28 protein-coding genes are annotated in these 26,183 nt (G+C 66.4%); 14 read left to right on the top strand and 14 right to left on the bottom strand.

The window, feature by feature from the left end:
* The first annotated feature begins 67 nt into the window (after nt 1-67).
* Nucleotides 68-439, top strand: a complete 372-nt coding sequence (locus tag ACSC1R_RS11515; protein ID WP_439025888.1) for a winged helix-turn-helix domain-containing protein — start codon at nt 68-70, stop codon at nt 437-439.
* Between the two features lie 29 nt (nt 440-468).
* Here ACSC1R_RS11515 and ACSC1R_RS11520 read toward each other — a convergent pair whose 3' ends face one another.
* Both ACSC1R_RS11520 and ACSC1R_RS11525 read right to left on the bottom strand, forming a co-directional pair.
* Nucleotides 469-1,155, bottom strand: a complete 687-nt coding sequence (locus tag ACSC1R_RS11520; protein WP_439025889.1) for a DUF7546 family protein — start codon at nt 1,153-1,155, stop codon at nt 469-471.
* Nucleotides 1,155-2,585 (bottom strand): heme o synthase, encoded by a 1,431-nt coding sequence (locus ACSC1R_RS11525; RefSeq protein ID WP_439028711.1) that lies wholly within the window; start codon nt 2,583-2,585, stop codon nt 1,155-1,157. Before ACSC1R_RS11525 ends, ACSC1R_RS11520 begins: the two co-directional genes overlap by 1 nt.
* Before the next feature lie 111 nt (nt 2,586-2,696).
* Here ACSC1R_RS11525 and coxB point away from each other — a divergent pair, with 111 nt between their 5' ends.
* From coxB to ACSC1R_RS11545, 4 genes are all read left to right on the top strand, one after another.
* Nucleotides 2,697-3,485 carry a cytochrome c oxidase subunit II gene (gene coxB, locus ACSC1R_RS11530; RefSeq protein WP_439025890.1) on the top strand — a complete coding sequence of 263 codons (789 nt, stop codon included), beginning with the start codon at nt 2,697-2,699 and terminating at the stop codon, nt 3,483-3,485.
* A 145-nt stretch (nt 3,486-3,630) separates the two neighbouring features.
* A complete protein-coding gene (locus tag ACSC1R_RS11535; protein WP_439025891.1) occupies nt 3,631-4,479 on the top strand; it encodes a cytochrome c oxidase subunit 3 in 849 nt (282 codons plus the stop codon).
* 25 nt (nt 4,480-4,504) lie between these two features.
* Nucleotides 4,505-5,884, top strand: a complete 1,380-nt coding sequence (locus ACSC1R_RS11540) for a hypothetical protein (RefSeq protein ID WP_439025892.1) — start codon at nt 4,505-4,507, stop codon at nt 5,882-5,884.
* A complete protein-coding gene (locus ACSC1R_RS11545) occupies nt 5,881-6,162 on the top strand; it encodes a DUF7410 domain-containing protein (protein WP_439025893.1) in 282 nt (93 codons plus the stop codon). Before ACSC1R_RS11540 ends, ACSC1R_RS11545 begins: the two co-directional genes overlap by 4 nt.
* Nucleotides 6,163-6,290: 128 nt before the next feature.
* On the opposite strand, the gene ACSC1R_RS11550 is transcribed toward ACSC1R_RS11545, so the two are convergent.
* Nucleotides 6,291-6,566, bottom strand: coding sequence for a DUF7111 family protein (locus ACSC1R_RS11550; RefSeq protein ID WP_439025894.1), 276 nt, complete (start codon nt 6,564-6,566; stop codon nt 6,291-6,293).
* A 121-nt stretch (nt 6,567-6,687) separates the two neighbouring features.
* Between ACSC1R_RS11550 and ACSC1R_RS11555 the strand changes: the two genes are divergently transcribed.
* Nucleotides 6,688-6,984, top strand: coding sequence for a PadR family transcriptional regulator (locus tag ACSC1R_RS11555; RefSeq protein WP_439025895.1), 297 nt, complete (start codon nt 6,688-6,690; stop codon nt 6,982-6,984).
* 30 nt (nt 6,985-7,014) lie between these two features.
* Here the strand turns inward: ACSC1R_RS11555 and ACSC1R_RS11560 are convergent, their stop codons facing one another.
* A complete protein-coding gene (locus tag ACSC1R_RS11560; RefSeq protein ID WP_439025896.1) occupies nt 7,015-7,419 on the bottom strand; it encodes a VOC family protein in 405 nt (134 codons plus the stop codon).
* A gap of 154 nt (nt 7,420-7,573) precedes the next feature.
* On the opposite strand from ACSC1R_RS11560, the gene ACSC1R_RS11565 reads away from it, so the two are divergent.
* Entirely contained in the window at nt 7,574-8,437 is an 864-nt protein-coding gene (locus tag ACSC1R_RS11565) for a DUF5694 domain-containing protein (protein ID WP_439025897.1), read from the top strand.
* 11 nt (nt 8,438-8,448) lie between these two features.
* Here the strand turns inward: ACSC1R_RS11565 and ACSC1R_RS11570 are convergent, their stop codons facing one another.
* On the bottom strand, nt 8,449-8,628 hold the full coding sequence (locus ACSC1R_RS11570) for a hypothetical protein (protein ID WP_439025898.1): 180 nt from the start codon (nt 8,626-8,628) through the stop codon (nt 8,449-8,451).
* A 4-nt stretch (nt 8,629-8,632) separates the two neighbouring features.
* Nucleotides 8,633-9,775: an acyl-CoA dehydrogenase gene (locus ACSC1R_RS11575; RefSeq protein ID WP_439025899.1), complete on the bottom strand. Its 1,143-nt coding sequence runs from the start codon at nt 9,773-9,775 to the stop codon at nt 8,633-8,635.
* A 243-nt stretch (nt 9,776-10,018) separates the two neighbouring features.
* Between ACSC1R_RS11575 and ACSC1R_RS11580 the strand changes: the two genes are divergently transcribed.
* On the top strand, nt 10,019-11,080 hold the full coding sequence (locus tag ACSC1R_RS11580) for a phytoene/squalene synthase family protein (protein WP_439025900.1): 1,062 nt from the start codon (nt 10,019-10,021) through the stop codon (nt 11,078-11,080).
* A 65-nt stretch (nt 11,081-11,145) separates the two neighbouring features.
* On the opposite strand, the gene ACSC1R_RS11585 is transcribed toward ACSC1R_RS11580, so the two are convergent.
* Both ACSC1R_RS11585 and ACSC1R_RS11590 read right to left on the bottom strand, forming a co-directional pair.
* On the bottom strand, nt 11,146-12,516 hold the full coding sequence (locus tag ACSC1R_RS11585) for a hypothetical protein (protein WP_439025901.1): 1,371 nt from the start codon (nt 12,514-12,516) through the stop codon (nt 11,146-11,148).
* 62 nt (nt 12,517-12,578) lie between these two features.
* On the bottom strand, nt 12,579-13,442 hold the full coding sequence (locus tag ACSC1R_RS11590) for a 3-hydroxyacyl-CoA dehydrogenase family protein (RefSeq protein WP_439025902.1): 864 nt from the start codon (nt 13,440-13,442) through the stop codon (nt 12,579-12,581).
* Between the two features lie 81 nt (nt 13,443-13,523).
* On the opposite strand from ACSC1R_RS11590, the gene ACSC1R_RS11595 reads away from it, so the two are divergent.
* The 4 genes from ACSC1R_RS11595 (at nt 13,524) to ACSC1R_RS11610 (ending at nt 17,928) form a co-directional block, all read left to right on the top strand.
* Entirely contained in the window at nt 13,524-15,383 is a 1,860-nt protein-coding gene (locus ACSC1R_RS11595; RefSeq protein WP_439025903.1) for a cation:proton antiporter domain-containing protein, read from the top strand.
* A 64-nt stretch (nt 15,384-15,447) separates the two neighbouring features.
* Nucleotides 15,448-16,047: a DUF7409 domain-containing protein gene (locus tag ACSC1R_RS11600; RefSeq protein WP_439025904.1), complete on the top strand. Its 600-nt coding sequence runs from the start codon at nt 15,448-15,450 to the stop codon at nt 16,045-16,047.
* A gap of 238 nt (nt 16,048-16,285) precedes the next feature.
* Nucleotides 16,286-17,071: a class I fructose-bisphosphate aldolase gene (locus tag ACSC1R_RS11605; RefSeq protein ID WP_439025905.1), complete on the top strand. Its 786-nt coding sequence runs from the start codon at nt 16,286-16,288 to the stop codon at nt 17,069-17,071.
* The gene (locus ACSC1R_RS11610; protein ID WP_439025906.1) at nt 17,068-17,928 is read left to right on the top strand and encodes a class 1 fructose-bisphosphatase; all 861 of its coding nucleotides are present in this window, start codon (nt 17,068-17,070) and stop codon (nt 17,926-17,928) included. The genes ACSC1R_RS11605 and ACSC1R_RS11610 overlap by 4 nt, the downstream gene beginning before the upstream one ends.
* Here ACSC1R_RS11610 and ACSC1R_RS11615 read toward each other — a convergent pair.
* Both ACSC1R_RS11615 and ACSC1R_RS11620 read right to left on the bottom strand, forming a co-directional pair.
* Nucleotides 17,920-18,309, bottom strand: a complete 390-nt coding sequence (locus tag ACSC1R_RS11615) for a hypothetical protein (RefSeq protein ID WP_439025907.1) — start codon at nt 18,307-18,309, stop codon at nt 17,920-17,922. The two genes, ACSC1R_RS11610 and ACSC1R_RS11615, sit on opposite strands and share 9 nt — an antisense overlap.
* 121 nt (nt 18,310-18,430) lie before the next feature.
* The gene (locus ACSC1R_RS11620) at nt 18,431-18,574 is read right to left on the bottom strand and encodes a hypothetical protein (RefSeq protein ID WP_439025908.1); all 144 of its coding nucleotides are present in this window, start codon (nt 18,572-18,574) and stop codon (nt 18,431-18,433) included.
* Between the two features lie 200 nt (nt 18,575-18,774).
* On the opposite strand from ACSC1R_RS11620, the gene ACSC1R_RS11625 reads away from it, so the two are divergent.
* A complete protein-coding gene (locus ACSC1R_RS11625; protein WP_439025909.1) occupies nt 18,775-20,514 on the top strand; it encodes an acyl-CoA carboxylase subunit beta in 1,740 nt (579 codons plus the stop codon).
* A 474-nt stretch (nt 20,515-20,988) separates the two neighbouring features.
* Here the strand turns inward: ACSC1R_RS11625 and ACSC1R_RS11630 are convergent, their stop codons facing one another.
* The 3 genes from ACSC1R_RS11630 to ACSC1R_RS11640 are packed head-to-tail and all read right to left on the bottom strand — an operon-like array spanning nt 20,989 to nt 24,554.
* A complete protein-coding gene (locus ACSC1R_RS11630; protein ID WP_439025910.1) occupies nt 20,989-21,570 on the bottom strand; it encodes a PH domain-containing protein in 582 nt (193 codons plus the stop codon).
* Nucleotides 21,567-22,190: a PH domain-containing protein gene (locus ACSC1R_RS11635; protein ID WP_439025911.1), complete on the bottom strand. Its 624-nt coding sequence runs from the start codon at nt 22,188-22,190 to the stop codon at nt 21,567-21,569. The genes ACSC1R_RS11630 and ACSC1R_RS11635 overlap by 4 nt, the downstream gene beginning before the upstream one ends.
* Before the next feature lie 42 nt (nt 22,191-22,232).
* Complete coding sequence (locus tag ACSC1R_RS11640) at nt 22,233-24,554, bottom strand: heavy metal translocating P-type ATPase (protein WP_439025912.1); 2,322 nt, start codon at nt 24,552-24,554, stop codon at nt 22,233-22,235.
* A gap of 217 nt (nt 24,555-24,771) precedes the next feature.
* Here ACSC1R_RS11640 and ACSC1R_RS11645 point away from each other — a divergent pair, with 217 nt between their 5' ends.
* Nucleotides 24,772-25,512: a J domain-containing protein gene (locus ACSC1R_RS11645; protein ID WP_439025913.1), complete on the top strand. Its 741-nt coding sequence runs from the start codon at nt 24,772-24,774 to the stop codon at nt 25,510-25,512.
* On the opposite strand, the gene ACSC1R_RS11650 is transcribed toward ACSC1R_RS11645, so the two are convergent.
* Nucleotides 25,509-26,135 carry a toll/interleukin-1 receptor domain-containing protein gene (locus ACSC1R_RS11650; protein ID WP_439025914.1) on the bottom strand — a complete coding sequence of 209 codons (627 nt, stop codon included), beginning with the start codon at nt 26,133-26,135 and terminating at the stop codon, nt 25,509-25,511. The genes ACSC1R_RS11645 and ACSC1R_RS11650 overlap by 4 nt on opposite strands.
* Between the last annotated feature and the right edge of the window lie 48 nt (nt 26,136-26,183).

Here is a 26,183-nt window from a genome sequence, read left to right on the forward strand (position 1 = left end):
GCGACATTTATAACGAGAGACGACATTTCACACGAGATATATCACGGGGGCGCTCGACCGGCCCAGTATGGACGACGCGGACGCGACGGACGCCCTGGAAGTCCTCGGGAACGAACTCCGGATGCGAATCCTGCGTGAACTCGCCGCGGCAGACGAGCCGCTCGCGTTCTCGACCCTGCGAGAGCGTGCGGGCATCCGTGACACTGGGAAGTTCAACTACCATCTCTCGCGACTCTGTGACTACTACGTTCGCGAGGGAGCGCGTGGGTACGAACTCGGCCATGCCGGAACGCGGGTCATCGCCGCGGCCGACCCTGGACGGGCCAGCGACGGCGGGTCGGTCGACCCGGAGTCAGCGACTGAGGAGACCTGCCCGGTCTGTGGCGACGACGACTGCGAACGGCTCTTTCACGTTCACCTGACTCCGCCGTGGGCCTGACCCGGCTCTCAACGTTCTCCCCGGACGGGCTACCGGAACGACGGCCGCCAGTACAGCAACCCGACGGTCACGACGAACACGGCTGTCGAGAGCGGCAGCGACTCTCGCATCGCCGCAGTCGCCAGCGCCGAGGAACTCCCGGCGACGCCCGAGACGATGGTCGCGATGACCGGCCAGCTACAGGAGACACACGAAAGCAACCCGAGGACGCCGGAGACAGCCGAACTGGCCGCATCGATGACCGTCACGTACACGAGGTAGGTCAACGCGGCGTAGCCGACCACCTTGTACGGCAACAGAGTCACGTTCACCAGCTGGCCCTCGTAGGAGATGGCGGGGCCGAACCCCGGCGGGAGTGCGGTCGAGACGTACCACCCAAACGATGGCTGGTAGGCACCGGTGTCGAAGAACATGTAGCCATGGCTCCAGAGTCCACCGAAGTACGCGAGCACGATGCCGTACCCGAGCGCGATGGCCGCGGCACGACGCTTCCGACCGGTCGGTGCCGGTGGCGGACTCGCCCGCCAGAGCGCCCACAGGCCGAGGTTCACCCAGACGAACGGGAGGAGCAACAGTTCGAGAGACGCGGTCCCGCCGTCGGCGAGGAACAGTCCGAGCACGAGCGCCTCACCGGTGACGACGATGAAGAACGCAAAGAGCGTCTCCGGTTCGGGGACGACGCTTTCGGGGTCCAGGCCGACGCGTTCGAACGCCATCAGAGCGCGAGCGAGTCGACGACGATGGCGACCAGGAGCGCCCCGAGGTAGGCGTTCGAGGCGTGGAACGCCCGGAACGCCGCGTCCGAGGTCTGCTCGCGGTGGAGTCGGACGACCATCCAGAGGAACACGCCCCCGAGGGCCACACTGACCAGGGCGTACAGCAGGCCGAGAGATGACACCGCCGACAGCGCGACCGCACTCACCAGCGTCGCGGCGAGGTACCAGACGATGTGCTTACGCGTCACCGCCTCGCCACGGACGACCGGCAGCATCGGGAAGCCGCCCCGGGCGTAGTCCTCCTTGTACGCCAGCGCGAGGTTGTAGAAGTGCGCTGGCGTCCAGAGGAAGATGACGCCCGCGAGGGCGAGGCCGGGGAGGCCGATGGTCTCGGTGACCGCGGCCGAGCCAATGAGCGCCGGGAGCGCGCCGGCCGCGCCGCCGATGACGGTGTTCGAGACGTAGTTCGGCTTCAACACGAGCGTGTACACGACGCTGTAGAAGATGATGGCAGTCAGGCCGAGGCCCGCTGCGAGAACGTTCAACTGTGCGAACGCGAACAGCGACGCCGCAGTGAGCAGGAAGCCGAACGCGAGCGCGTTCCGAACCGGAATCACGTCGACCGCGAGCGGCCGGTCCGAGGTTCGTTGCATCCGGCGGTCGACGTCACGCTCGAGGACGTGGTTGAACGTGCCGCTCGCCCCGATAGAGAGGATGCCACCGAGCATCGTCCAGGCGACAGTCTCGACGCGAAGCGCCGGGCCAGCGGCCAGCGCCATCCCGGCCGCGGCGACCAGACACAGGAGCCACATCAGCCGCGGCTTCATCATCCGGAAGTACGCATTTAGAGTGAGTTTCGCGCGTGCGACGACTCCCGTCGGGAGTTCGACGGGGTCGTCGTCGGGCGCTGCGTCGAACGGTTCGGGGTCTGGCATCGGGTCCCAGTCCGGCTCGCTTGCGGTCTCCGTTTCGAGCGTCCACGCCAGTGCGACGACGATGACGGCGAAGATGCCGACGCCGACGGTCAGGTGGACGGCGGGGAGCAGTCCCGTCGCGCCGGTCGTGGCGGCGACGGCACCGAGGCCGACCTGCACCGGGTACAACACGAGACCGAGCGTCAACGCGACCCGGACGCGACGGTCCACGTCGCCCAGCCAGGCGACGGCGACCGTCCCGAAGACGAGCACCCCAACGAGCAAGGCTGCGACACGGTGACCCCACGCGACGACGAGGGTCGGGTCAGAGAGGGGAACGAGCCACTGCCCGTTGCACGCCGGCCACGTCGGGCACGCGTCGGCTGCGCCCGTCACGGCCGTCGTCGCCCCGACGATGATGAGCAGGTAGACACCCATCGCCGCGGCTGCGAGCAGCCCGGTGAAACGGGCGTGGGTCCTGACGGGGGTCGGGAATCTGCGAGACACGGCAATCAGTGGATGATTCGGCTCCGCGTACTTAGAGCCCGCGCTTTCCCCCCACGCGGCGGTCCCCGGTGGCGAAAGTCAGCACATATTTAACCCCGTCTTCCTAACCCTCGAACCGACATGAACGCTAAGCGGCTGGCCCCGACTGCCCTGCTCGGGGCGGCGCTCTTGCTGCTGCTCGCGGACCCGGTCGCAGCGCAAGCGTCGACAACAGAAGAGGCGATTCGGGGACTGAACGAGAAACTGCTCGTCGTCGCCATCCCCATCACGGTGCTCGTCGAGGGCGTCCTCATCTACACCGTCCTCAAGTACCGCAAGAGCGACGAGGCGAAACCGACGCGGGAGAACCGCCGGCTGGAGATCACCTGGACCGTCGCGACGGCGGTTATCCTGCTGTTCGTTGGCCTCTCGGCCACGATGACGATGGCCGACCCCGCCGTCATCGCAGATGGGGTGGACGACCGCGCGGACGTGCCTTCTGACGCCGAACACATCGGTGTCGAGGCGCGGACGTACGCCTGGACGTTCACGTACGACAAGCACAACGTCACCTCCGGCCAGAAGCTCGTCATCCCGAAAGACCAGGAGACGTACTTCAACGTCACCACCCAGGACTGGCTCCACGCGGTCCACATCCCGGCCCTCGGGCTCAAGCAGGACGCCGTCCCCGGGCAGCATCACTACCTCATGACCGAGGCGAAGGAAGTCGGTACCTACCAGGGCTACTGTGCCGAGTACTGTGGTGTCGGCCACTCGGGCATGATGTTCGAGGTCGAGGTCATGTCCCAGGAGGACTACCAGGACTGGCTCCAGACCCAGTGTGAGGACAGCGGCGGGAGCTGGGATGCAGGCGCACAGACCTGCACCGCAGGCAACAGCTCTTCGTCTAGCTCGGTCGTCGCCGCATAACTACCGTCGACACTCGTTCTCTGCTGTTCACAGTGCCACCAGCCAGCGCGCCGTCGTTCGCCACGCCATCGCTACGCTTGCTGTCAGATTCGTCGGGCGAACACGCTTGGATGGATTTTTAGTAGTCGGGTCGTAAGCCCCGTGTATGACAGTCGCGGAAGACGCTGACGACCACGGTCACGGGCACCACCTGCCGGCCGTCGAGGACTGGCCGAAGGGGTTCGGCGAGGCCAGCTGGTGGCCGTTCATCACGGCCATCGGTGGGGGCGGAATCTACCTCGCCGCGGCCCTCTACGTACTGGCGAACAAGGACATCATCGGCATGGGCGCGTTCTCCGGCGTCGCCATCGGGAGTACGTTCCTGTTCCTGGTGGGGCTGTTCGGCTGGCTCTACCACACGTTCATCAGCACGTTCTGGGAGCGCGGCGCGAACGAGAAGAGCGAACACAAACTCCGCTGGGGCATGGTCGCGTTCCTCGGCAGTGAGGTCGCCACGTTCAGTGCCGGCTTCATCTACTACTTCTTCATCCGGGTCGGCGGCCTGGGTGAACTCCCACACCTGTTCGGGAGCCTCGTCATCGTCAACACGCTGTTGCTGGTCCTGTCGAGTGTCACCATCCACTTCGCACACACGTCCCTGCTGAAGGGGAACCGCCAGCGCTTCATCGGGCTGCTCGGCGCGACGCTCCTGCTGGGCGTCGTCTTCATCGGTGGCCAGGTGTACGAGTACTACAAGTTCATCGAACACGACGGCTTCATCATCGGCGCGAGCGCGTTCGACCAGACGTTCGCGTCCGGCTTCTACGCGCTGACCGGCCTGCACGGCCTGCACGTCAGCCTCGGTGCGGTCCTCATCGGCATCGTGTTCGTCCGCGCCCTGCGCGGGCAGTACTCCGCGGAACGCCACGTCTCCGTGAGCACCGTCTCGATGTACTGGCACTTCGTCGACGCCGTCTGGATCTTCCTCGTCGTCGTCCTGTACGCCGGCGCGTAACCGAGCCAGACACATTTCGTTCTCGATGAGTCGTTCACTACGGAGCCGCCGCGCACTCGTCGCCCTGGTCGGAGTGGTGACACTCGCATCCGGGACGGCGCTGGCCCACGGCGGGTCGCTTCGGGGTGAGGCGGAGGCCCTGACGATCCCGACCTGGCTGTTCCTGTTGACCGGCGGTGCCGCCGTGGGTGCCTCGTTCCTCCTCGCCACGCTCGTCACCGACCGTCGGTGGATCGCGACCATCGACGACTGGCAGCGGTTCCTGGGTCGGTTCCCAGGGGCGGTCCGAATCTACTTCGCACCGGCAGTCGGGCTCGCTGGGCTCGCCGCGGTGCTGGGGTTCGGCTTCTTCGGCGAACCACAGCCCCTCCGGAACCTCGGGGTGCTCGTGGTCTGGGTGGGCTGGTGGGCCGGCTACACGATGTCGGTGTACCTCGTCGGCAACACCTGGCCCGCGCTGAACCCGTTCCGAACGCTCGCGCGTGAGCTCCCCTCGCTCGGCCGGACGTATCCCGATTCGGCGGGTGCGTGGCCGGCCGTCGTCGGTCTGCTCGCGCTCGTGTACGTCGAGGTCGTCACGCCGCTGGCGGACGACCCGCGGCTGCTCGCCGGGGTCGTGACGGCCTACGGGCTGTTGACGGTCGCTGGCGCGGTGGTCTTCGGCCACGAGACGTGGTTCGCGCGCGCCGACCCCGTCTCGCGGGTGTTCCAGGCGTACGGGCGCGTCGCGCCGCTCAGCCGGACCGGGGACGGTGCGCTTCGTCTCCGGCTGCCCGGGATGGCGCTCTCGGACGCGAGCGACAGCAGGGGTCCGGGCGAGGTCGCGTTCGTCGTCGCCCTGCTGTGGGGGACGACCTTCGACGGGTTCGTCACCACGCCCGCGTGGGGCGACATCGCCCGCGCTGCGGTCGAGGCAGGTGCGCCAGCACTGCTGGTGTACCTCCTCACGTACCTCCTCGGGTTCGGCGCGTTCCTCGGTGTGTACCTCCTGGCTGCCCAGGTGGCTCGCAGGACCGGCGACACGTACCTCACGGCGCGCGAACTCGGTCGTCGCTTCGCACCGCCGTTGCTCGCTATCGCGGCAGGGTACCACCTCGCGCACTACCTGGGGTACTTCGTCTCGCTGTCGCTCCCGCTCACGACCGCGCTGGCGAACCCGCTGTCGCCGCCGCTGAACCCACAGCAGTTCGTGCTGCCCTCGTGGATTGCCGGGCTCGCGCTCGCGTTCGTCCTGCTCGGCCACCTGCTCGCCATCTGGGTGGCCCACGCCGCCGCCTACGACCTGTTCCCGAGCCGGCTGCAGGCCGTCCGGAGCCAGTACCCGTTCATCGCCGTGATGGTGCTCTACACGATGGTGAGCCTGTGGGTCGTCGCCGAACCGAACCAGCTGCCACCGTTCCTATGACACGCAGAATCGACCACGCAGAACTCGAGACCGAGGTGCCACCGGGTGACCAGCCACATCGGTGCCCGTACTGCGACAGACCGTTCCGTAAAGCGGAGTACCGGACGTTGCACGTCGGCCTCACTCACTACGATGTGATGACCGACACGGAGCGCGAACGGTTTCAGGATGCCTACCGTGAGGAGTCCGACGAACTCGGCCTGTTCCGGTTGCGGACGTTCGCGGTGCTGGTGCTGTTGTACTTCGGGATGTTGATGCTGTACTCGGTCGTCACCTGAGGAGCGACACCTGAAAACGCGACGCGAAATCGCGCTACCTCGTCGGGTGTGCTATGGAAAGCCGACGGGGTGTGACCGTTGCCTATCGCTTTTGATAACAGTTCTTATGTGTGGTTCTTCACGACACGTCACATACCCATGTCGGCCGCGGCTTCGGGGACGGGCAGGTCGTGTTCCGAGACGCCGAGCAGTTCTGCGACGTGGTCGAGTGCCATGTCGAAGCCGTAGTAGCGTTCGAGTTCGTCCCCGTCGGCCGTCGGGCGGACCTTCAGCATCGCGTAGCCCTCGATGTTCTGGGCGACTGCGGCCGTCGTCCCGTTCCTGTCGAACTCCAGCAGCCGCTCCGTCTCGGTCTCTGAGTACCTGGCCGTGATGCCGTTCGCTTCGGCGGTGTCCTCGCTCATACCCCCGCTTGGGTCCGGGTGTTTTCGTAGGTACCGATTCCCTGGCGGGCTGGCGCCTCGGGTACCCCCACCACGACTGGCAAGCGAAACACACCTGTGACCCGCCCGACTCTACTCGCCCATGACGAAGTGGCTCCAGAGTGGCCGCCGCCGCGACCTCTGTTTCCTCCTCGCGGAGGCGGGCGAGCTTCCTGCCCAGCGGCTCAAGACGCGCCTCGAACGCCATTACGACGAACGCATCGACCCGAAGTCGTTCTACGCGACGCTGGAGGCGATGGTGGACTCGGGGTTCCTGGCGACCCGGACTGACGGCCTCCACGACGTGTACGGGCTGACCGAGGCGGGCGAGGCACGGCTCCGCGAGCACTACGAGTGGGTCACCGAGTGTGTCGAGGCCGACACGAGCGACAGCGAGTAGGCGACGGGTCGAGCAGGAAGACGGCGGGACTCACCCCGGCTCGGCCGGTTCGAGCAGGTCGAACAGGTTCTCGTACAGGTCCTCGAAGACGACTTCGGTCCCCCACGGCTGTTCCTCGGGTTCGCCGTGGAACTCGACTCCTCGCTCTCCGAGCGCCTCGTCGGTTGCCCGGCAGTCGTCCGTGTTCACGACGAACAGGACGTGGTCGCCAGCCTGCGACCCGACGGCCTCGCGTTTCTCGTCGGTGTCGGCCTCGACGAGTGTGAGTTGCGGGAACGTCTTCCCCGGAACGCCCACGGTGAGCCAGCGGCCCATCCCGGGGACCTCCTGGTCGTCGCGGGTCTCGAAGCCGAGGACCTCGGTGTAGAACTCCAGAGCTTCCTGCTGGTCGTGGACGAGCACGGTCGTGTGACTGACGTCGGTGAGTCCGGCCATAGGTGCTGAGGTCCGACAGGGACATGATTCTGCGCCATGGGTGGAGTGAAAGTGAACGTGTACGGCCGGGAGTCGAGCCGGCTATCGTCTCTCTTCTCCGACAGAAACGTGTTTCTGATGAGACTTATCTTCCGCCAGCCGAGACGGGTACTCGATGCCGAAGACCGACCGCCCCGACGGGTCGACGCAGTGGCCCGTTCCCCGCCCTCACGAGACCGAAGTCCTCCTGCTCGGGACGTACCACATGGACAACCCTGGGCTGGACGTCGTAAACGTCGAAGCCGACGACGTGCTGGCGCCGGACCGCCAGCGCGAACTCCGCGCCCTCGCGGACCAACTCGCCGAGTGGGGGCCGGACCGCGTCGCCGTCGAACGGCCACACGACCGGCAGAACGAGGTCGACTCGCTCTACGACGACTACCGGACCGGCGTCCGCGAGTACGGCGAGGAGGCGAGTATCGACCCACCACATCCGGCACGGTCGGACCCGAGCACAGAGTGCCGTAGTGAGGTCGTCCAGGTGGGGTTCCGGCTCGCGGACCGCCTCGGACACGAGTGCGTCCACGCTGTCGATTGTCCGGGGCAACTCGGGACCCGGTCAGATGCCGATGACGAAACGGTCGACCTCGGCGAACTGACCCAACGGGCGATGGCGGAACTAGACGTGCCGCTTCCGGACCTCGACGTGATGCAACGCGAAAGCGACGAACACCTACACGAATCGACCATCCCAGAACACCTTCACTGGCTGAATCACGAAGACCGCCTTCACCAGAACCACGACCTGATGTTCGCGGCCGCGATGGCTGGTACAGACCGTCGGTATCTCGGCTCCGAACTGCTGGGCGCGTGGTACGAACGGAACCTTCGCATGGTCGAGAACGTCTGGCGAGCGACCGAAGACGGGGACGACCGTGTCCTGGTTCTCGTCGGCTCGGGACACGTCCACGTCCTCCGCCACCTCTTCGACGAGATGCCGATGTTCTGTCCGGTCAGTCCGTTGCCCGTGCTCGGGTAACAGCCGCTCGTTCATCCACGAAACGTCGCCCGGAACAACCCGGCTGCGAGCAGCGTGCCCGCGCCGACGAAACCAGCCGCGACGAACGCGCCGGGTCCGTCGCCGAGGCCGACGCTCCCGAGCAGGATGCCGACGACGAAAAGCGAACCGAGGATGCCGAGTCCGAGCACACCGGCTCGGAGCAGTCCCATCGGCTCAGTCGAGGAGCTGCTGGGCGATGGTGTTCCGGAGGACCTCGGAGGTCCCCTCGTATATCTCGTTGAGCTTCGCGTCGCGGTAGAATCGTTCGGCGGGGAAGTCCTTCGTGTAGCCGTAGCCGCCGTGAATCTGGATACCCTCGTTGGCGACCTCGCGGGAGATCTCGGAGGCGTAGAGCTTGGCCTGTGCGGCCTCCTTGATGAACTTCTCGCCGCGAATCTTCTTGTCCGCAGCCTGGTGCATCAGCAACTTCGCGCACTGAATCTTCGTGTCCATGTCCGCGAGTTTGTGCTGGATGGCCTGGAAGTCAGAGATGGGCTGGTCGAACTGCTCGCGCTGCTGGGAGTACTCCAGCGCCTGGTCGAGTGCGGCACGCGCGATGCCGACCGAGCGGGCCGCGATGGTTATGCGGCCGCCGTTGAGCGTCTTGAGCGCGTGGACGAACCCTTCACCTTCCGCACCGAGGCGGCGGTCGGCGGGGATGCGCAGGTCGTCGAAGCGAAGTTCGGCGGTCGGACAGCCCTTGTCGCCGAGTTTGTCCTCGGTCCCTTCGACGATGAAGCCGTCGTCCTCCTCGGGGCGGACGATGAACGAGGAGATGCCCTTGTTGCCGGCGTCCGGGTCGGTCTTCGCGAACACGGTGACGGTGTCGGCGACGGAGCCGTTGGAAATCCAGAGCTTGCCGCCGTCGATGACGTACTCGTCGCCGTCGCGCTTTGCGGTCGTCGTCATCGCGGGCACGTCGGAGCCGGCCTGGGGCTCCGAGAGCGCGAACGCGCCGATGTCTGTCCCCTCGGCGAGGGGTGTCAGGTACTCCTGTTTCTGGTCCTCGTCACCGAACTCGTATATCATGTTGCCCGCGAGGGAGATGTGGGCGGCGACGATGGTGCCGAGGCCGCCAGAACCGCGCGAAATCTCCTCCAGCCCGATGGCGTAGGAGTGGTAATCGAGACCAGCACCGCCGTACTTCTCCGGGAACGGCATCCCCATCAGACCGAGGTCGGCCATCTCCGAGACGAGGTCTGCGGGGAACTCGTCGTCGTGGTCGATGTCCGCGGCGACGGGAACGACCTCCTCGTCGACGAAGTCCGCGACCATGTCACGAATCTGCTTTTGCTCTGGGGAGAGACTGAAGTCCATACTCGAAGGTACGGCCGTCGTCCCTTTACTCTTGCTACAACCCTCTCGAAAATACCTGATAATCCCGTGTCTGGCGGGCCCTTTTCCCCCCTCGCCAGAACTGCTATCGGTCCCGAAAGGTAGAAACGACTACAGGCCTCCCATCACGAGTATGGAGTATTCGGTACGCCGACAGCGCCACCCCGCCGTGAGACCGACCACGGCAGGTGGGTTTTTCAGAGTGGAATACACAGGGGATAGTGGATGAACGAGGAACAGGCCGCGTATCCCGTGGACGACGACCTCGCGTGGTGTTACGACGCGGTGCAGGGTGTCTCACGGACGTTCGCGATCACTATCGAGGAACTCGAGGAACCGACGGCCCGTCACATCTGTCTGGGCTATCTGCTCTGTCGCGTTGCCGACACCGTCGAGGACGCGGGGCACATCCCGCCGGCGGAGAAGGCCGAGCTGTTGCGGCTGTATGCGGACGTACTCGACGAGGACGACCCGACGACCGCTGTGGACTTCCACGCCCAGGTCGAGCCGTGGATTCCGGACGAACGGAACGACGACTGGGAGGTGGTCGCAGAATCACCTCGCGTCGTCGAGACGTATCGCAAGCTCTCCCCTGAGGCCCGGGAGGACATCCTCCCGCCGGTGCTCGAACTCACCAACGGTATGGCCGAGTTCGTCGAGCGCCACGCCGATTCGGGCGGGCTCCGCATCCAGACGCTGGACGAACTCGAAGAGTACTGCTGGTACGTCGCCGGCACGGTCGGCTCGCTCGTCACCGGTCTGGTGACGCGGGGCACGTCCGAATCGCGTGAGTCTCGCCTCTGGGACAACGCCCGGTCGTTCGGGCTGCTGTTGCAACTGGTCAACGTCGCCAAAGACGTGAGCGACGACTACCACGAGGAGAACAACGTCTACCTGCCGGCGGAGTGGCTGGCCGAGGAGGGTGTCGACCGCGACAACGTCCTCGACCCGGAGAACGAAGAGGAGGTCGCCTCCGTCATCGAGCGCGTGGTCGACCACGCCTCGGGCTACCTCGACGACACCCAGACGTACCTCGAAGCGCTGCCCGAGCACCGCGGGAACCGCCTCTCGGCGTGGGGCATCCCGTACCTGCTCGCGGTCGCGACGCTACGCGAACTGCGCAAGCGCCCGCGTGACGTGGTCCGCGAGGGTGGCGTGAAGATCTCCCGGATGGAGGTCATCGCCATCATCGGCTGGTTCCGCCAGCACGGCGACCGGCAGGCCCTGGAGCAGATTCGCGACGTCGTCGAGAACAAGCCGCTGCACGAAGCGGACGTGTCGGTGTAGTCGGCGCGGTCCGCTTCACCCGCCGCGGACAGACAGCCCTCGCTCAGTCCCTACGCATCTCCGATTCAGCCCGACGCGGACGTCTCCGTCCCTCTCTCTCCGCGGGACGGCCGCGCCTCCGTCCCAAGCTGCCTGCCCAGTGCGAACAGTGTCACGCCGAACACGGCTGTCCCCGCCAGCAGCGCCGTGAACATCGCGGTGGTCACGAATACGACGCCGATGCGCGGGACGAACGGGAGCGCAGCCACGACCGGGCCGAGCGCGGCGACGGCCGGGAACAGCAAACGCCCCGGATGCCCGACACCGGCGAGCACGCCGAACGGGAGGAACGCCAGCGGTCCGAGCAACAGCACGAGCACGGCGCTCCCCGGCGCGCCGAGGACGAGGACCACCGGCCAGGTGATGGCCGCGAGGAGGGCGACCGTCGTCGTGCGTTCCCCGGCGACAGGACGCCGGTCGAGGTGGCCCGCCAGCACGAGGAGCGCGCTGGTCAGGACCGCCGACGGGGCGAGGCCGATGGCGACGCCCCCGAGCACGAACGCCAGGTCGTCCGCGCCCACGAGGGCTGCCCCGAGGACGACCGCAGCGAGCACCCCGGCGGCAGCGACCAGCCAGGTGACGGGTCGGCGACCACCCGACCCGGCGAACTCGATGCGCTCGCCGGCGAGTAGCAGGCCGAGTGCGACGAGTGCGAACAGCACGGCCGGGGCTTGCGCGAAGGCACGCAGTTCCGGGCCGACCTGTTCGAGGGTGTGCATCCTGATAGCCAGGGCGGTGACCACCTTTGCGGGGAGTCCGGTGCTCCCGGGCGTGAAGGCGATAGCGGCGTGGCGGCCGAGGTTCGACACGTACCGGGAGTCCGTGGATCGACCGGTCCAGACGACACGGTCCCCTTCGATTTCGCCGCCTGGTGGCGTGTGAGTGACCGTCCACCCGTCGGGCCCGCGAACCACGAGACGGTCGGCGTCGACGTACGCTTCGCCCTCCGACTGTTCCTGTGTGAAGGTGTCGAACAGCAGGACGCCGCCAGGTCGCCGGTGTGCGGCGTCCGCGACCTCGAACGTGACCGTCACGCGCTGGCCGTCGACGGCGACCTGCAGGTCACGTGGGTCGTCCACGACGGTGCGATGCGAGTCGAGCGTCTGCCGGACGGCGCGGTCGAGGAGACTCCGGTTCGCCGCGAACTGGTCGGCTGCGCCCGGATTCACCGACACGAACGCGGTCCAGTGACTGTGGCCGTCCTCGTCGAGGCGGACGACGAGTTTGCTCTCCCGTATCTCCGTCTCGACGCCGGCCTCGTCGGCGGCGTCCTCGAACGCCGACCCGCAGAGGCCACAGACGGCCTCTGGCGGCGGGGCGGCCGCGGGGGCTGGAGCGAACGCGGGGACGAAGAGGACCACCACGAGGAGGGCGATGACTGCGTGTGACGGGCGCATCTGCCAGTATTTCTAACTGTTTCGACAAATAGTTTCTGCGAACCGCAGGTACGGAGCGTGGCCTACTCGTACTCGTAGAAGCCCTTGCCAGTCTTCTTGCCGAGGTCGCCCGCGTCGACCTTGCGCTTGAGGAGGTAGGCCGGCTTGTACCGGTCACCAAGCTCCTCGTGGAGCGTCTCGGTCGCGTGCAGGCAGATGTCCAGGCCGATGTGGTCTGCCAGTTGGAGCGGACCCATGGGCACGTTCGTCCCGAGTTTCATGCCCGTGTCGATGTCTTCCTTCGTGGCGACGCCCTCGTCGAAGGCGCGGATGCCCTCGTTTATCCACGGCATGAGGATGCGGTTCGCGACGAAGCCGGGCTTGTCGTCGGACTCCCACGTCTCCTTGCCCAGCGCCTCGGCGAGGTCGTGGGCGAGCGAGAGGGCTTCGTCGCTGGTCTTCTCCCCGTAGACGATTTCGACGCCCTTCATCACCGGCACCGGGTTCATGAAGTGGAGCCCGACGAGACGCTCCTCGGAGTCGATGACGGAGGCGATGGTCGTGATAGAGAGCGTGGAGGTGTTCGTCGCGAGGAACGTCTCGTCGTCGACGACGTCCTCCAGGTCCGCGAAGATGTCCTGTTTGATGTCCATGTCCTCCAGGGCGGCCTCGACGACTGCCTGGCAGTCTGCGAGGTCATCGAGTGCTGTGGTCCCCTCGATACGCTCCAGTGTCTCCGCCTTCTCTGTCTCGCTCAGTTTGTCCTTGGCGACGAAGCGGTCGAGGGAGTTCTCGATGCTGTCGAACCCGTTCTGGACGTACTCGTCCTCGATGTCGCGCATGACGACGTCGTAGCCGTTCATGGCGGCGACCTGTGCGATGCCGCTGCCCATTGTCCCTGCGCCGATGACGCCGATCCGCTCGATGCTGTCGAGGTCGTACACCATGTGTCGCAATTCTTGCGAACCCGTCCTAAGCCTGCCGGTCCCAGCGCAACTGCCAACCCCCTGGCACGCCTCTCTCTCTGTGTGTCGGAACTGCTCACGGTCGTGGTCGCGGTCGTCGGGCTCGGCGTCGCGGCCCAGGTCATCGCCGACCGGCTCCGCCTTCCCAGCGTCCCGCTGCTGGTGCTCGTCGGGCTCTTCCTCGGACCGGAGGGTATCGGCCTCGTCCAGCCCGCGACCTTCGGGGACGCGCTCTCGGTCATCGTGGGCATCAGCGTCGCCATCATCGTCTTCGAGGGTGCGTTCAACCTGAAGTCGAAGACGTTCAAGCGGGCACCGTCGGCGACGCTCACCCTCATCACCGTGGGAGTCCTCATCTCCTTCCTCGGAACCGCCGCCGCGGTGCGGTTCTTCCTGGGGGCGGCGTGGGGCGTCTCACTGCTGGTGGGCGCGCTGCTGGTCGCGACGGGACCGACGGTCATCACGCCGATTCTCTCCGTGGTCCGTGTCCGCCCGCGGGTCGCGGCCACGCTGGAGGTCGAGAGCATCATCAACGACGTGACGGCGGCCATCCTCGCGGTGGCGACCTTCGAGGCGCTGACCGCCGAGAACCCGACGCTGGCGAACGTGACGACGGCGTTCGGCTATCGATTGCTCGTCGGGGCACTCGTGGGGGTCGTCGTCGCCGGCTTCCTGTGGTACCTGTTCGAGGCGGTCGAGCACTCGCCGTGGAACGCGCCCCAGAACGCCCGACTGCTCGTCCTCGCCAGCGCCGTGGTCGCCCACGGGACCGCCGAACTGGTCGCCGGCGAGGCTGGCATCGCGGCGGCGGCCACCGCAGGCGTCGTGCTGGGGAACGCGAACCTCGCCTACGAGTCCGATATCGCCTCGTTCAAGGACGACGTGACGGTCCTGTTGCTCTCGTTCGTGTTCATCATCCTGACGACGCTGGTCAGCTTCGACGAGCTGCTGGTCCTCGGGATGGGCGGGGTGCTCGTCGTGGTCGTCGTGTTGCTCGTCGTCCGTCCCCTCTCGGTGTTCGTCTCGACCTGGGGCAGCACCTTCGACGTGCCCGACAGGCTGTTCATGAGTTTCGTCGCGCCCCGGGGTATCGTCCCGGCCAGCGTCGCGACCCTGTTCGCGCTCGAACTCAAGGAGTTCGACCCCGGCGGCGCGTCCATCCTCGTCGGGACGGTGTTCCTCGTCATCATCACCAGCGTCGTCGTCGAGGGCGGCCTCGCCCGGTCGCTCGCCGACCTGTTCGAGGTGACCCCACCGCGCGTGCTCATCGTCGGTGGCGGCGCGGTCGGGCGTGCGCTGGCCCGCCAGTACGACGCGGGAGGCGAGCGCATCGAACTCGTCGACCGCGACCCGAGGGCGGTCGAGGCCGGACGCAACGCCGGGTTCACCGTCCACCGGGGCGACGCGACCGACCCGGTCGTGTTGCGCGCCGCCGGGGCCGCCGACGCAGACCGGGCGGTCGTCGCGACCGGCGACGACCGGACCAACGTCCACATCACCCGGCTCCTCCGGAAGCGGTTCGACGTCGACCCGGTGTTCGTCAGGGCCGACGACCCCGACGCCGTCGAGACGGTGGAGGCGCTCGGCGGCCGCCCACTCGCCGGTTCGGTGTTGCACCTGTGGGCCATCGAAGGAATCACCCCGCGCGAAACCACGGCCCGCCCGGGCTGGCTCACCGCCGTGCTCCGCGAGGGCGACGTGCGACAGTTGGTGGTCGACGGGGCGCTGGCGGGCCGAACAGTCGAGGCCATCTCGACCGACCTCCCGGACCGGGCATTCCTGGTCACGCTCACCCGGGCCGACGAGACCCACGTCCCGGCGAGTGACGAGCGAGTGGAACACGGCGACCGGCTCACCTTCGTCGGCGCGAAACCGGCCGTCAGGGAGGCGCTCGAACAGCTCACCGAGCCCCGGCAGGAGTAGGTAAGAACCCTGACTATCACGGCAAGATTGAAGTCGGGGTACCGGAAGATACAGACGAGTACAGATGGGTGCTGACGACCATGGCCGACGGGAACTGGTTGCCGACGCGGACACCACAGACGCCGCCGATGCCGCCGACGCCGCCGACGCCGCCGATTCCCTCGACGGGCTGTCTCCGGCTGCCGCTGCCGAGCTGGACGCTGCCGGGGTCGCACCCGGTGACCTCGCCGAGAAGACGGTCACCTACATGGACCTCGTGGAGGCCGGCGTCGACCAGGAGATCGCTGGCGAGATTCGCCGCCAGTACTCACTGACGTGGGCCTCGCGAATGGGCGATGGGCTGGACGACCGCGCCGAGGAGATGGGCGGCCTCCAGGAAGGCGAACGCGACTGGGTCGCCGCGAGCACGGCCGACTGGGAGGACCTCGGCGTCCCCGAGTACGACCCCGTCGAACGCGAACCGGTCGACATCTGGGCCGACCGTGAGCGCCCGACCCCGGTCGAGACCGTCGTGAACGACTGGGTCGCCGACAGACTCGCCGAGGCGGGCATCTCCTCGGTCCGCCAGCTCGCGTGGGTCGACGCGAGTGCGCTCGCGGACGCGCTCGACGTGAACGTGATGCAGGCACGGACGTGGCGGTTCGCGGCCCGGGACGCCCGATAGGCTGCAGATAATCGGGGCCGCGACGGTGTCTCCTATCGTTCCGGTGAACCGCCGTTTGACCTCGAACACGGCCGGTTCTGACGGCGATAGATTTTTACTATGTCTGTAGTGTTTTTCGAGTTGCTGTGAAACCTCCTCAAATTGGCTTATAATACCGCTAACCAGTATTTAGGGCGTATCTTCCGAACGAAAACCGACCACCAATCTTTTATAGTCAGTTACGGGTACTTCCAACTGAATGCGCCCCATCGACGACTCTCCCATCGTGCGCGACGGCAAAGTACTGATTCTGGCGATGGACCACGGGCTGGAACACGGCCCGGTCGACTTCGAGCCGGTCCCCGAGACGGTCAACCCGGAGACCGTCTTCGACGTCGCCACACACGACGCCGTGACGGCCTTCGCCGTCCAGAAGGGCGTCGCCGAGACGTACTACCCGTCCTACGAAGACGACGTGAACCTCCTGTTGAAGCTCAACGGGACCTCGAACCTCTGGATGGGCGAGCCCGACTCGGCTGTCAACTGCTCGGTCGAGTACGCGGCCGAACTCGGAGCTGACGCGCTCGGGTTCACGCTGTACGGCGGGTCGAACCACGAGATAGAGATGGCCGAGGAGTTCCGCGACGCTCAGGAGGCGGGCCGCGAGCACGACCTCCCGATGGTCATGTGGTCGTACCCCCGCGGCCAGGGCCTGAAGAACGACCGGTCGGCCTCGACCATCGCCTACGCCGCCCGTCAGGCGCTCGAACTGGGCGCGGACATCGCGAAGGTCAAGTACCCCGGTACGCCCGAGGCGATGCAGTGGGCTGTCGACAGTGCAGGACGGGTCAAAGTCGTCATGTCCGGCGGCTCGAAGACCTCCGACTACGAGTTCCTGAAGCAGGTCGAAGAGTGCATGAACGCGGGTGGTAAGGGGCTCGCCGTCGGCCGGAACGTGTTCCAGCGTGAGGACCCCGTCGCCATCCTTGACGCCCTCGAACGGGTCATCTACGAGGGGGCCTCCGCCGAGGAAGCGCTCGAATGATGCACGCGACCGACCTGCACGCCACGGTCGAAGACGTCATGGAGACGGTAGCGACGGCCGCACCACAGATCCGGCACGGGCTCGTCGGTCGCCGGACCAAGGTCGACGAGGAGAACCCGAGCGGCGAGACGCAGGCGGCCGCGGACGTGTGGGCGGACAAACTCCTCGAGAACGAGTTGACGGCCATCGACGGCGTCGGCCAGTACGCGAGCGAGGAGCGTGCGGACATCGTCGACTGTGGCGACGGGCTGGCCGTCGCGGTCGACCCGCTCGATGGCTCCTCGAACCTGAAGCCCAACGCGGCGATGGGTACCATCGTCGGCGTGTACGACAGCGACCTTCCCGCCGCGGGCGACGACCTCGTCGCCGCGGCGTACGTCCTGTACGGCCCCATCACGACGATGACGGTCGCGGTCGACGACCGGGTCACGGAGTACGAGATAAGCGACGGCGAGCGGTCGGTCGTCCGCGAGGACGTCACGCTCCCCGCGGACCCGGTCGTCTACGGGTTCGGTGGCCGCGTCCCGGACTGGCCCGGCGACTTCGAAGCCTACGCCAGAGAGATAGAGGACGAACTCAAACTCCGGTACGGCGGCGCGATGATATCCGACGTGAACCAGGTCGTCACCTACGGTGGCATCTTCGCCTATCCCGCGCTCGAATCCGCACCGAACGGCAAACTCCGCCTCCAGTTCGAGGGTATCCCTATCGGTTACATCATCGAGACGGCAGGCGGGGCGTCCTCGGACGGAAACCAGTCACTTCTCTCGGTCGAACCGACCGAACTCCACCAGCGCGTGCCCGTCCACATCGGGAACGAGTCGCTCGTCGAGCGACTCGAAGCCGCCCTACAGTAGGCTCGCGCCGGTGAGTATCACGGTCATGTTGTTCGCGACCAGTAGCAGTCCGAGCACGAGGAGCCCGACGATCCAGACCTCGAAGAGCAGCATGAACTGACTGCGGAGGTGTGCGGGCGTGGCACGAATCGTCTCGAGCAGCAACCGGAACAGTACCACGACGAGCGTCGCGGCGAGTCCGTTCAGGACGACGACCACGACAACGCCCTGTTCGAGCGCCCAGCGAACGAGTGGGTTGGCCTCGCCCTCCACGCCGACTACCCTGGCAGCGACCAGTGTCGTGCCGAGGTCGAGCACGACGAGGACGAACAACACGGCGCCGAGCCACCGCCAGTAGCGGCGGAACCGGGCGTCGAGGTCACCCGACGAGACGGGATACATCAGGTTAGAAGGTAGTCGATAGCCGGTGATAGCTAATCACACACTTCGGCGTATCGCGGTTTCGTAACCCCGAATTTACGGGATTACCGAGAGGCTACGACTACGGGATGGCGGAGAACGGTCAGATGCTGGTAGTTTCGTCGATGAGTTCACGCCGGTACAACGTCGACGTGGTCAGCGGGGGGCGCGCAGGCCGGTGGTGGAACTGGTCCTCCTCACGCTGGCCGCGACGGTTCCCGTCTTCGTCACGGGGGTGTTCGGACATGACGCGTGCGCTCGCTCGTCTCGCGAGTGCGACCGCGACGGGCAGACAGCTGGGACGTATATAAGGTGTCTCACGAGGATTTGCTACCACACAGCACGGCACCGCCCACAGGGACCGGTTCCGCCGTTCGACGGCGGTGGCAACATTCGTACCTACCGGAAAGGGAAACCTTTCTCACCGCACCCTGCGCATGCCGATGCATGAAGGTGCGTATCAATGAAGGGGCGTCCGCGGAGGAGGCGTCCGCCATCGCCGCGGCGCTCGCCGAACACGTGGGCGACGAGGTCGAGGTGTACGTCGGGCAGGCCGACGACCCCGCCGCGGTCGAGGCGGCACCGGAACCGGCTCCAGACGCCGCGGGTGAGGGAGGCACGTCGGCCCCGGCCGACGACGACCTCGGCCCGACCGAGCGCGAGGAGGACCTCATCGCGGAGATCGAGGAGATACTCCGGGGTGGCCCGGAGAAGTACAGGGAACGACTCCCGGACCAGGGTAAGCTGTTCGTCCGTGACCGCATCGACCTCTGGTTCGGCGAAGACGGGCTGTTGTTCGAGGACGGCAAGTTCGCCGAGTTCGACAACGAGGACCAGATTCCGGCGGACGGCCTCATCACGGGCGCGGCCGAGTTCGAGGGCCGCGACGTGCACTTCATGGCCAACGACTTCACCGTCAAGGCGGGGTCGATGGCCGCCAAGGGGGTCGAGAAGTTCCTCCGGATGCAACAGCGCGCGCTGAAGACCGCCAAGCCGGTGCTGTACCTGATGGACTCCTCCGGGGGGCGCATCGACCAGCAGACCGGGTTCTTCGCCAACCGCGAGGGCATCGGGAAGTACTACTACAACCACTCGATGCTCTCCGGGCGCGTCCCGCAGATATGCGTGCTCTACGGCCCGTGTATCGCCGGTGCAGCCTACACGCCGGTGTTCGCGGACTTCACCATCATGGTCGAGGAGATGTCCGCGATGGCCATCGCCTCCCCGCGGATGGTCCAGATGGTCACCGGCGAGGAGATATCCATGCAGGACCTCGGTGGCGCACACGTCCACGCCGAGGAGTCCGGGAGCGCCGACCTCGTCGCGAAAGACGAGGAACACGCCCGCGAACTCGTCTCCCAGCTCGTCACCTACCTGCCGAACAACTCCGACGAGAAGCCGCCGCGCGCCGAGCCGGTCGCACCCGCGAAGTCGCCCGCTGGCATCGACAGCATCATCCCGCAGGAGCCGAACCGCGGCTACGACATGACCGACGTCATCGACCGCATCGTCGACGAGGGCTCGTACTTCGAACTCCGGCCGGACTACGGCAAGGAGATCATCACGGCGTACGCCCGCATCGACGGTCGTCCGGTCGGTATCGTCGCGAACCAGCCGGCCCACCGCGCCGGTGCCATCTTCCCGGACGCCGCCGAGAAGGCCGCGGAGTTCATCTGGAAGTCCGACGCGTTCAACATCCCCCTGCTGTACCTCGCAGACACGCCCGGCTTCATGGCCGGCTCGCAGGTCGAGAAGGACGCCATCCTGGAGAAGGGGAAGAAGATGATATACGCCACCAGCAGCGCGACGGTACCCAAGCAGTGTGTCGTCGTCCGCAAGGCGTACGGTGCCGGTATCTACGCGATGTCCGGACCGGCGTACGACCCGGAGAGCACCATCGGGCTGCCCTCCGGTGAGATTGCAATCATGGGCCCCGAAGCCGCCATCAACGCGGTGTACGCGAACAAGCTCAACGCCATCGACGACCCCGACGAGCGCGCGAAGCGCGAAGCGGAACTCCGTGAAGAGTACCGCGAAGACATCGACATCCACCGCATGGCGAGCGAGGTCGTCATCGACGAGATCGTCCCGCCGTCGTCGCTGCGGACCGAACTCGAGAACCGGTTCCGGTTCTACGAGACCGTCGAGAAGGAACTGCCGGACAAGAAACACGGCACCATCCTCTGACCGGCCGGTTCCCCGTACCGGGGATTCTCGCGCCGAGAGGTGAGTCCACCACGAGAACCGTTCGAGTCGGAGAAACCGGGCGACTGCACCGCGGGCTAAGCACTCCTTCTGTCGCGGTAGCCGGTCCTTACTCGGGTTCGACGGTCGGTATCGACGGGGCCGTCGAAGTGTAACGGGACCCTGCCCCGTCCGAACGACCATCTCGTTACGCCGTAGTGAGAGAATACATTTGATAGATGGCGACCTCTGTACGAACGCCCACGGGGGCTGTGCGAAATCGTCGAACGGCCGGTCACCGACCGGCCGGGCATGGGGGAGACGACGATTTCGTCGGTTCACACCGGTGAGTCCAGGTCACCGCCGAAGGGGGACGGCGGCCTGGGTTCACACGAACGGAGCCGGGTCCGCGGATTCGCGAGACCGGCTAGCCCGTTTCAGAGACACTGGCGCACCGGGGGGAGCGCCGGGTCGTACTCACCCGTCACCGTGGGCATTCCGTACTTCGTATCGTTCGACCACCGTTCTGAGCCGCCGCACTTCGTCGCGGACGGCGCGCCACTGGTCGAGCGTGCCGGGAATCTCACCCTGTGACTCGTAGCGCTGTTTCTGTGTGAGCACCAGTCGCTGAACGCTCGCCGGGGCGTCGACGCCCCAGAACGTCAGTTCCGTGCCGCCACCACCAGCCGTGTCTATCTCGACGGTCCCGTAACCAAACACCGACCCCAGCGCGCTCTGCTCGTACGAAGAGTTCTGGACGCTCTCGAAGTCCGCGCTCAGGACGGTCCGGGAGAGCCCGCCGGTCTTGCTGTAACACGCCTGGTTCGTCACGAGGAACTCCGTGTTGACCACGCGGAAGTACTCGGCGACCGGCGCGAGCGCGCCGACGACGAGGCCGACTCCGAGGACGAGCGGATTCTCCATCAGGTACGCGACGATTCCGGCACCGACGACGAGCGACAGCCCCACCACGACAGACGGCAAGATGGACTGGATGCGCGGCTTCGCCGTCCACAGCACTTCCTCGCCCTCGTCGGCCGTGAACCACGTGTCGGTCATCGCTGGTCGTCCTGCCAGTCGAACGTGTCCGGCTGGCCGTCGTCGAAGTCGTCCCGGGAGCCGCCCGCCGCCCCCTGTGCGGGGGTGTCGCCACCTTGTCCTTCGATACGTTCGAACGATTCACGAATCGCCCGGAGTTCGACCAGTATCTCGTCGAGCACCTGTTCTTTGTCCTCCTCGCCCTCTGCGTTCGTACCACGGGCCTGTTTGATGCGCTTGTTGATCAGCTCCTGGACCTGCTTCGGGTCGGAGACGGCCATGAACTGCATCTCGACGCCGGAGCCGCCGGCCGTCGAGATGTCGACGTTGCCGAATCCGAACTGCTTGCCGAGGAAGCTCTCGCTGAAGGAGATGTTCTGGACCTTGTCGAAGTCTATCTTCTGGACGTCGCGCGAGAGGATACCGCTTTTCCTGTACAGCCCGTCGGTGGTGACGACGTACTCGGTGTTCTCGCGCTGGAGGTACGCACCGACCACGATGGGGATGCCGACGAGGACGAGACAGAGCGGCAGCCCGATGATGAGGGCGGGATAGATGCTCTTCGCGTCGGGGATGCCCGACCAGACGATCTCTTCGTCCTCGTCGAGCGTCAACCAGTCGTAGGTAGACTCGGTAGCCATACGCGTTCAATGCGGTTCGGGCCGGGAAAGATGTTCGCTTCGCTAGAGGAGTTCGTCGGGGACGACGCGGGCCAGTCGCATCGCGTTCGTGGTGACGGCGGTAGTCATCCCCACGTCACCCGCGAGGACGACGAGCCACAGCGGGATGGAGAACACCGGGATGAGCACGGCGAGGGCGGCCTTCACCGCGAGGCTCCCCCAGACGTTCTGGCGGATGACGCCGTTGGTCTTGCGCGCGAGGTCCACGAGGTAGGGTAGACGCGAGAGGTCGTCGGTCAGCAAGGCGATGTCCGCGGTCTCGATGGCGGTGTCGCTCCCGGCCGCACCCATCGCGATACCCACGTCCGCCGTCGCCAGCGCGGGCGCATCGTTCACGCCGTCGCCGACCATGGCGACCGTTCCCTGCTGCTTGAGGGCTGCCACCGCGTCGGTCTTGTCTTCGGGGAGCAGGTCGGCGCGGTACTCCTCGATGCCGAGCTGGTCGGCGACCGCTCTCGCGGTCCCCTCGTTGTCGCCCGTGAGCATGACGACCGAGAGCCCGCGCTGTCGCAGGGCGGCGACCGCCGCCTTCGCGTCCTCGCGGATGGTGTCGCTGACGGCGATGACGCCTTCCAGTGCGTCTTCCGTCCCGACGAGGATGACCGTCTTGCCTTCGCCCTGCAGGCGCGGGATGGTGTCCTCGACGAGGTCGAGACAGCCCTCGCGCTCGCACTGTTGGCGCATCTCCGGGCGGGCGACGCCCCCGTCGGTCGTCAGGTGGACGTGGTCGAGGTCGAAGCCGAGGTCGGTGAACAGCGCTGGTTTCCCGGCGTAGTGGGGGACGTCCCCGAGGGTCGCACGCACACCTTCCCCGGTCAGGCTCTCGAAGGCGGATACGTCACGGTGTTCGACGCCGTTCTGTGCGGCGTGGCTCACGATGGCGTCACCGATGGGGTGTTCCGAGCGACTCTCCAGGCCGCGGGCGCACCGGAGGACGTCCTCCTCGGTGTTCCCGTTGAGCGGGACGACATCAGTGACCGCTAACTCGCCGGTCGTGAGGGTCCCGGTCTTGTCCACGGCGACGATGTCGACCTCGCCCATAGTCTCCAGCCGGTCGCCGCCTTTGACGAGGACGGCGCGCTTTGCTGCGCTGGTCACCGCGGAGACGACACTGACGGGCGTCGAGATGACGAACGCACAGGGGCAAGCGATGACGAGCAGCCCGATGCCGTTGACCGCCCAGTGGACCCAGTCCGCGCCGAACAGGAGCGGCGGGACTGCGGCGACCAGTATCGCGACGCTCGTCACCAGTGGCGTGTAGTACTGGGCGAAGCGTTCGACGAAGCGCTCGCGCTCGGTCTTGTTCGACTGTGCATCGGTCACGAGGTCGACGATACGCGCCAGCGTTGACTCCTCGGCGGCCGTGGTCGTCTCGACCTCCAGGTAGCCCTGCTCGTTGACCGTCCCGGCGTACACCTCGTCGCCACGGGCCTTGTCGACCGGGACCGATTCGCCCGTGATGGGGGCCTGGTTCACGGCGGACTCACCGTCGCGAACGACGCCGTCGACTGGAATCTTCGAGCCTGGCTGGACGAGGACGACCTCCCCGACGCGAACCTCCTCGGCGGGAATCTCGACCTGTTCGCCGTCGCGCCGGACGACGGCGGTGTCGGGCGCGAGGTCCAGTAGTTCGTCCAGTGACCGGCGGGCGCGCTGGACCGAGAACCGTTCGAGCAACTCGGCGACGTTGAAGAGGAACGCCAGTGAGGCGGCCTCGATGAGCAGGTTCTCGCCGGGGACGAACACGGTGATGCCCGTCGCAGCGAGGATGGCCGCCGTCATCAGGAAGTCGATGTCGAGGCTCAGATTCTTGGCCGAGTAGTAGCCGTTGCGGAGGATGACTTGCCCGCCGGCGACGACCGCACCGAGCAATAGCAGGTCCGAGAGGGCGTAGGGCTGGTCGAGGACCGTCCCGAGGACGGGGTTCGCCCCGACCACGATAGTGGCGAGTGCGAGCGCGACGAACCCCCCGGACGCGATAGTCTTCAGCCCGCGTGGGCTGGTCCAGACGGTGTCGTCGCCGTCGTCGTCCTCCTCGCGAACCGCGTACCCGGCGCTCTCGACGGCCGCGACGATGGTCTCTCGGTCGGTCTCGGCAGGGTCGTACCCGACGACCAGCGTCCCCGTGGTGGGGCGTGGGTCGATGGCGAGCACCCCGGCGACGCCGGAGACGCTCCCCTCGACCTTGCCCGCACACGAGGGACAGTCCATATCGGGGACGTCCAGACGGACGGTGGCCGGTGCGTCTGTGACTGCTCCTGCTGGACCGTGCCCGGTGTCCGAGTCGGCACACCCACAGGAGTCGGACGAACAATCCTCGGTCATTACCCGATGGTAGTCCACCGAACGTTATTAATCGGGCTGCTACGAAACGGGGATAGAATAGCATTCCTTAACAAATTACTCGAGATTAGTTAGTAACTCCGCGGCGTGGGGTGTCCCATTCCGCGAGCGACACCGTCCGACTGCGGCGGTCTGGCCGGGATAATTCGGTCGACAGACACTGAAAACTAATATACGATGAAACCCAACGATTGCAGCGATGGCAGTGGCCGACCGACGAGCCTGTGACGGGTGCGACCGCCAGTTCTCGCTGGAAAACCTGTCCGCCGTCACGATGCCCGGCGGCACGCAGACGGTCTGCTGTCCCGAGTGCCGGCAGTTCGCGGAGTCCGTCGCGAGTGGCGAGTTCGACCGCGGCCAACGCAGACGTGAGTGTGACGGCTGCACACGGGAGTTCCTCGTCTCCGAACTCGAGGAGTTACAGCTACCCGATGGGACGAGCATCCGCTGTTGTTCCCGGTGCAGACGCCACGCACCAGACGAGGACGAGGGAACCGAGCCGGACGAAGCCACACAGCCGGACGAAGCCACCCAGGACCGCCGCGAGACGGCCGACCGCGAGACGGCCGACCGCGAGACAGCGACCGAGCTCGCGACCGCGGAGTCCTCGAAGGCGATACAGACCCGCAACCTCTGCCAGCAGTGCAAGGAGTGGTGCTCGGTCGAACTGTACCGGGTGGTCGTCAACGACGAACGGACCGAGAAGTTCTGCCCGGACTGTCTCGAACTCGCCAGACAGCGCGGCATCGTCACCGAGGTCCGCATGCGGCAGGCAGAGGCGTACGAGATGCTCGGTATCGGCGAGGCCGAAGACGCCGAGGAACTCCGAGACGCGTATCTCGAACGGGTGAAAGAGGTCCATCCCGACCGCGCGGGCGGGAGCAGAGAGGCGTTCAAAGCGGTCCAGCGGGCGTACGAACGCCTCGACGCGGAGTTCTAGTTGCTGGTCGGCGGCTCGGTCGGGTCCTCGCGCTGGACGTAGCCGAGGGTCACGGGGTTGAACAGGTAGTTCGAGCCGCACTCGTCACAGGTCGCCACCAGTGGCTGGTTGTGCTTGTACAGCTGCCAGAGGTCCTTCTGTCTCTGCTCGATGTCGAGGAGGACGGGGTGTTCACAGCCATGGAAGTTACACGGGAACCTGACGAACCAGTTCGGGGTCGAGAGCGTGCCGAGCGGAGCGAGTTCTGCACGGAGCCGACAGAGCAGGTTGAACACCGTCACCGGAATCTCGTCGGGTTCGAGCGTGACACCCTCGACGTGTTCGATGTATCCCGGCGGTTCGACGCCGGCTGCGTACAGTGGGAGGACCGGAATCCCCCTGGCCGTGGCGTACCCGACTTCCTGGTTCACCCACGTATCGGTCACACCGTCTTCGGTCAGTATCGCGACGACGACGTCCGAGTTGGCGAGCCGACCCTTGAGGTCACCACGTGCCCGGCCCGATTCGATAGCCTCCATGGCGAGGTGGACCCCGACCGGGAGGTTCCGGACCGTCCCGAAGAGCTCCTGGGCCAGTTCGAGGTCCTCGGTGGCGTGGGACACGAAGACCTGCGTGTCGGTCATAGGTGCAACTCACACGACGCGTACAAAACGCTTTCTCACAGGTGGACG

This window comes from Haloarchaeobius ordinarius, assembly GCF_051801355.1.
Taxonomy (GTDB): domain Archaea; phylum Halobacteriota; class Halobacteria; order Halobacteriales; family Natrialbaceae; genus Haloarchaeobius.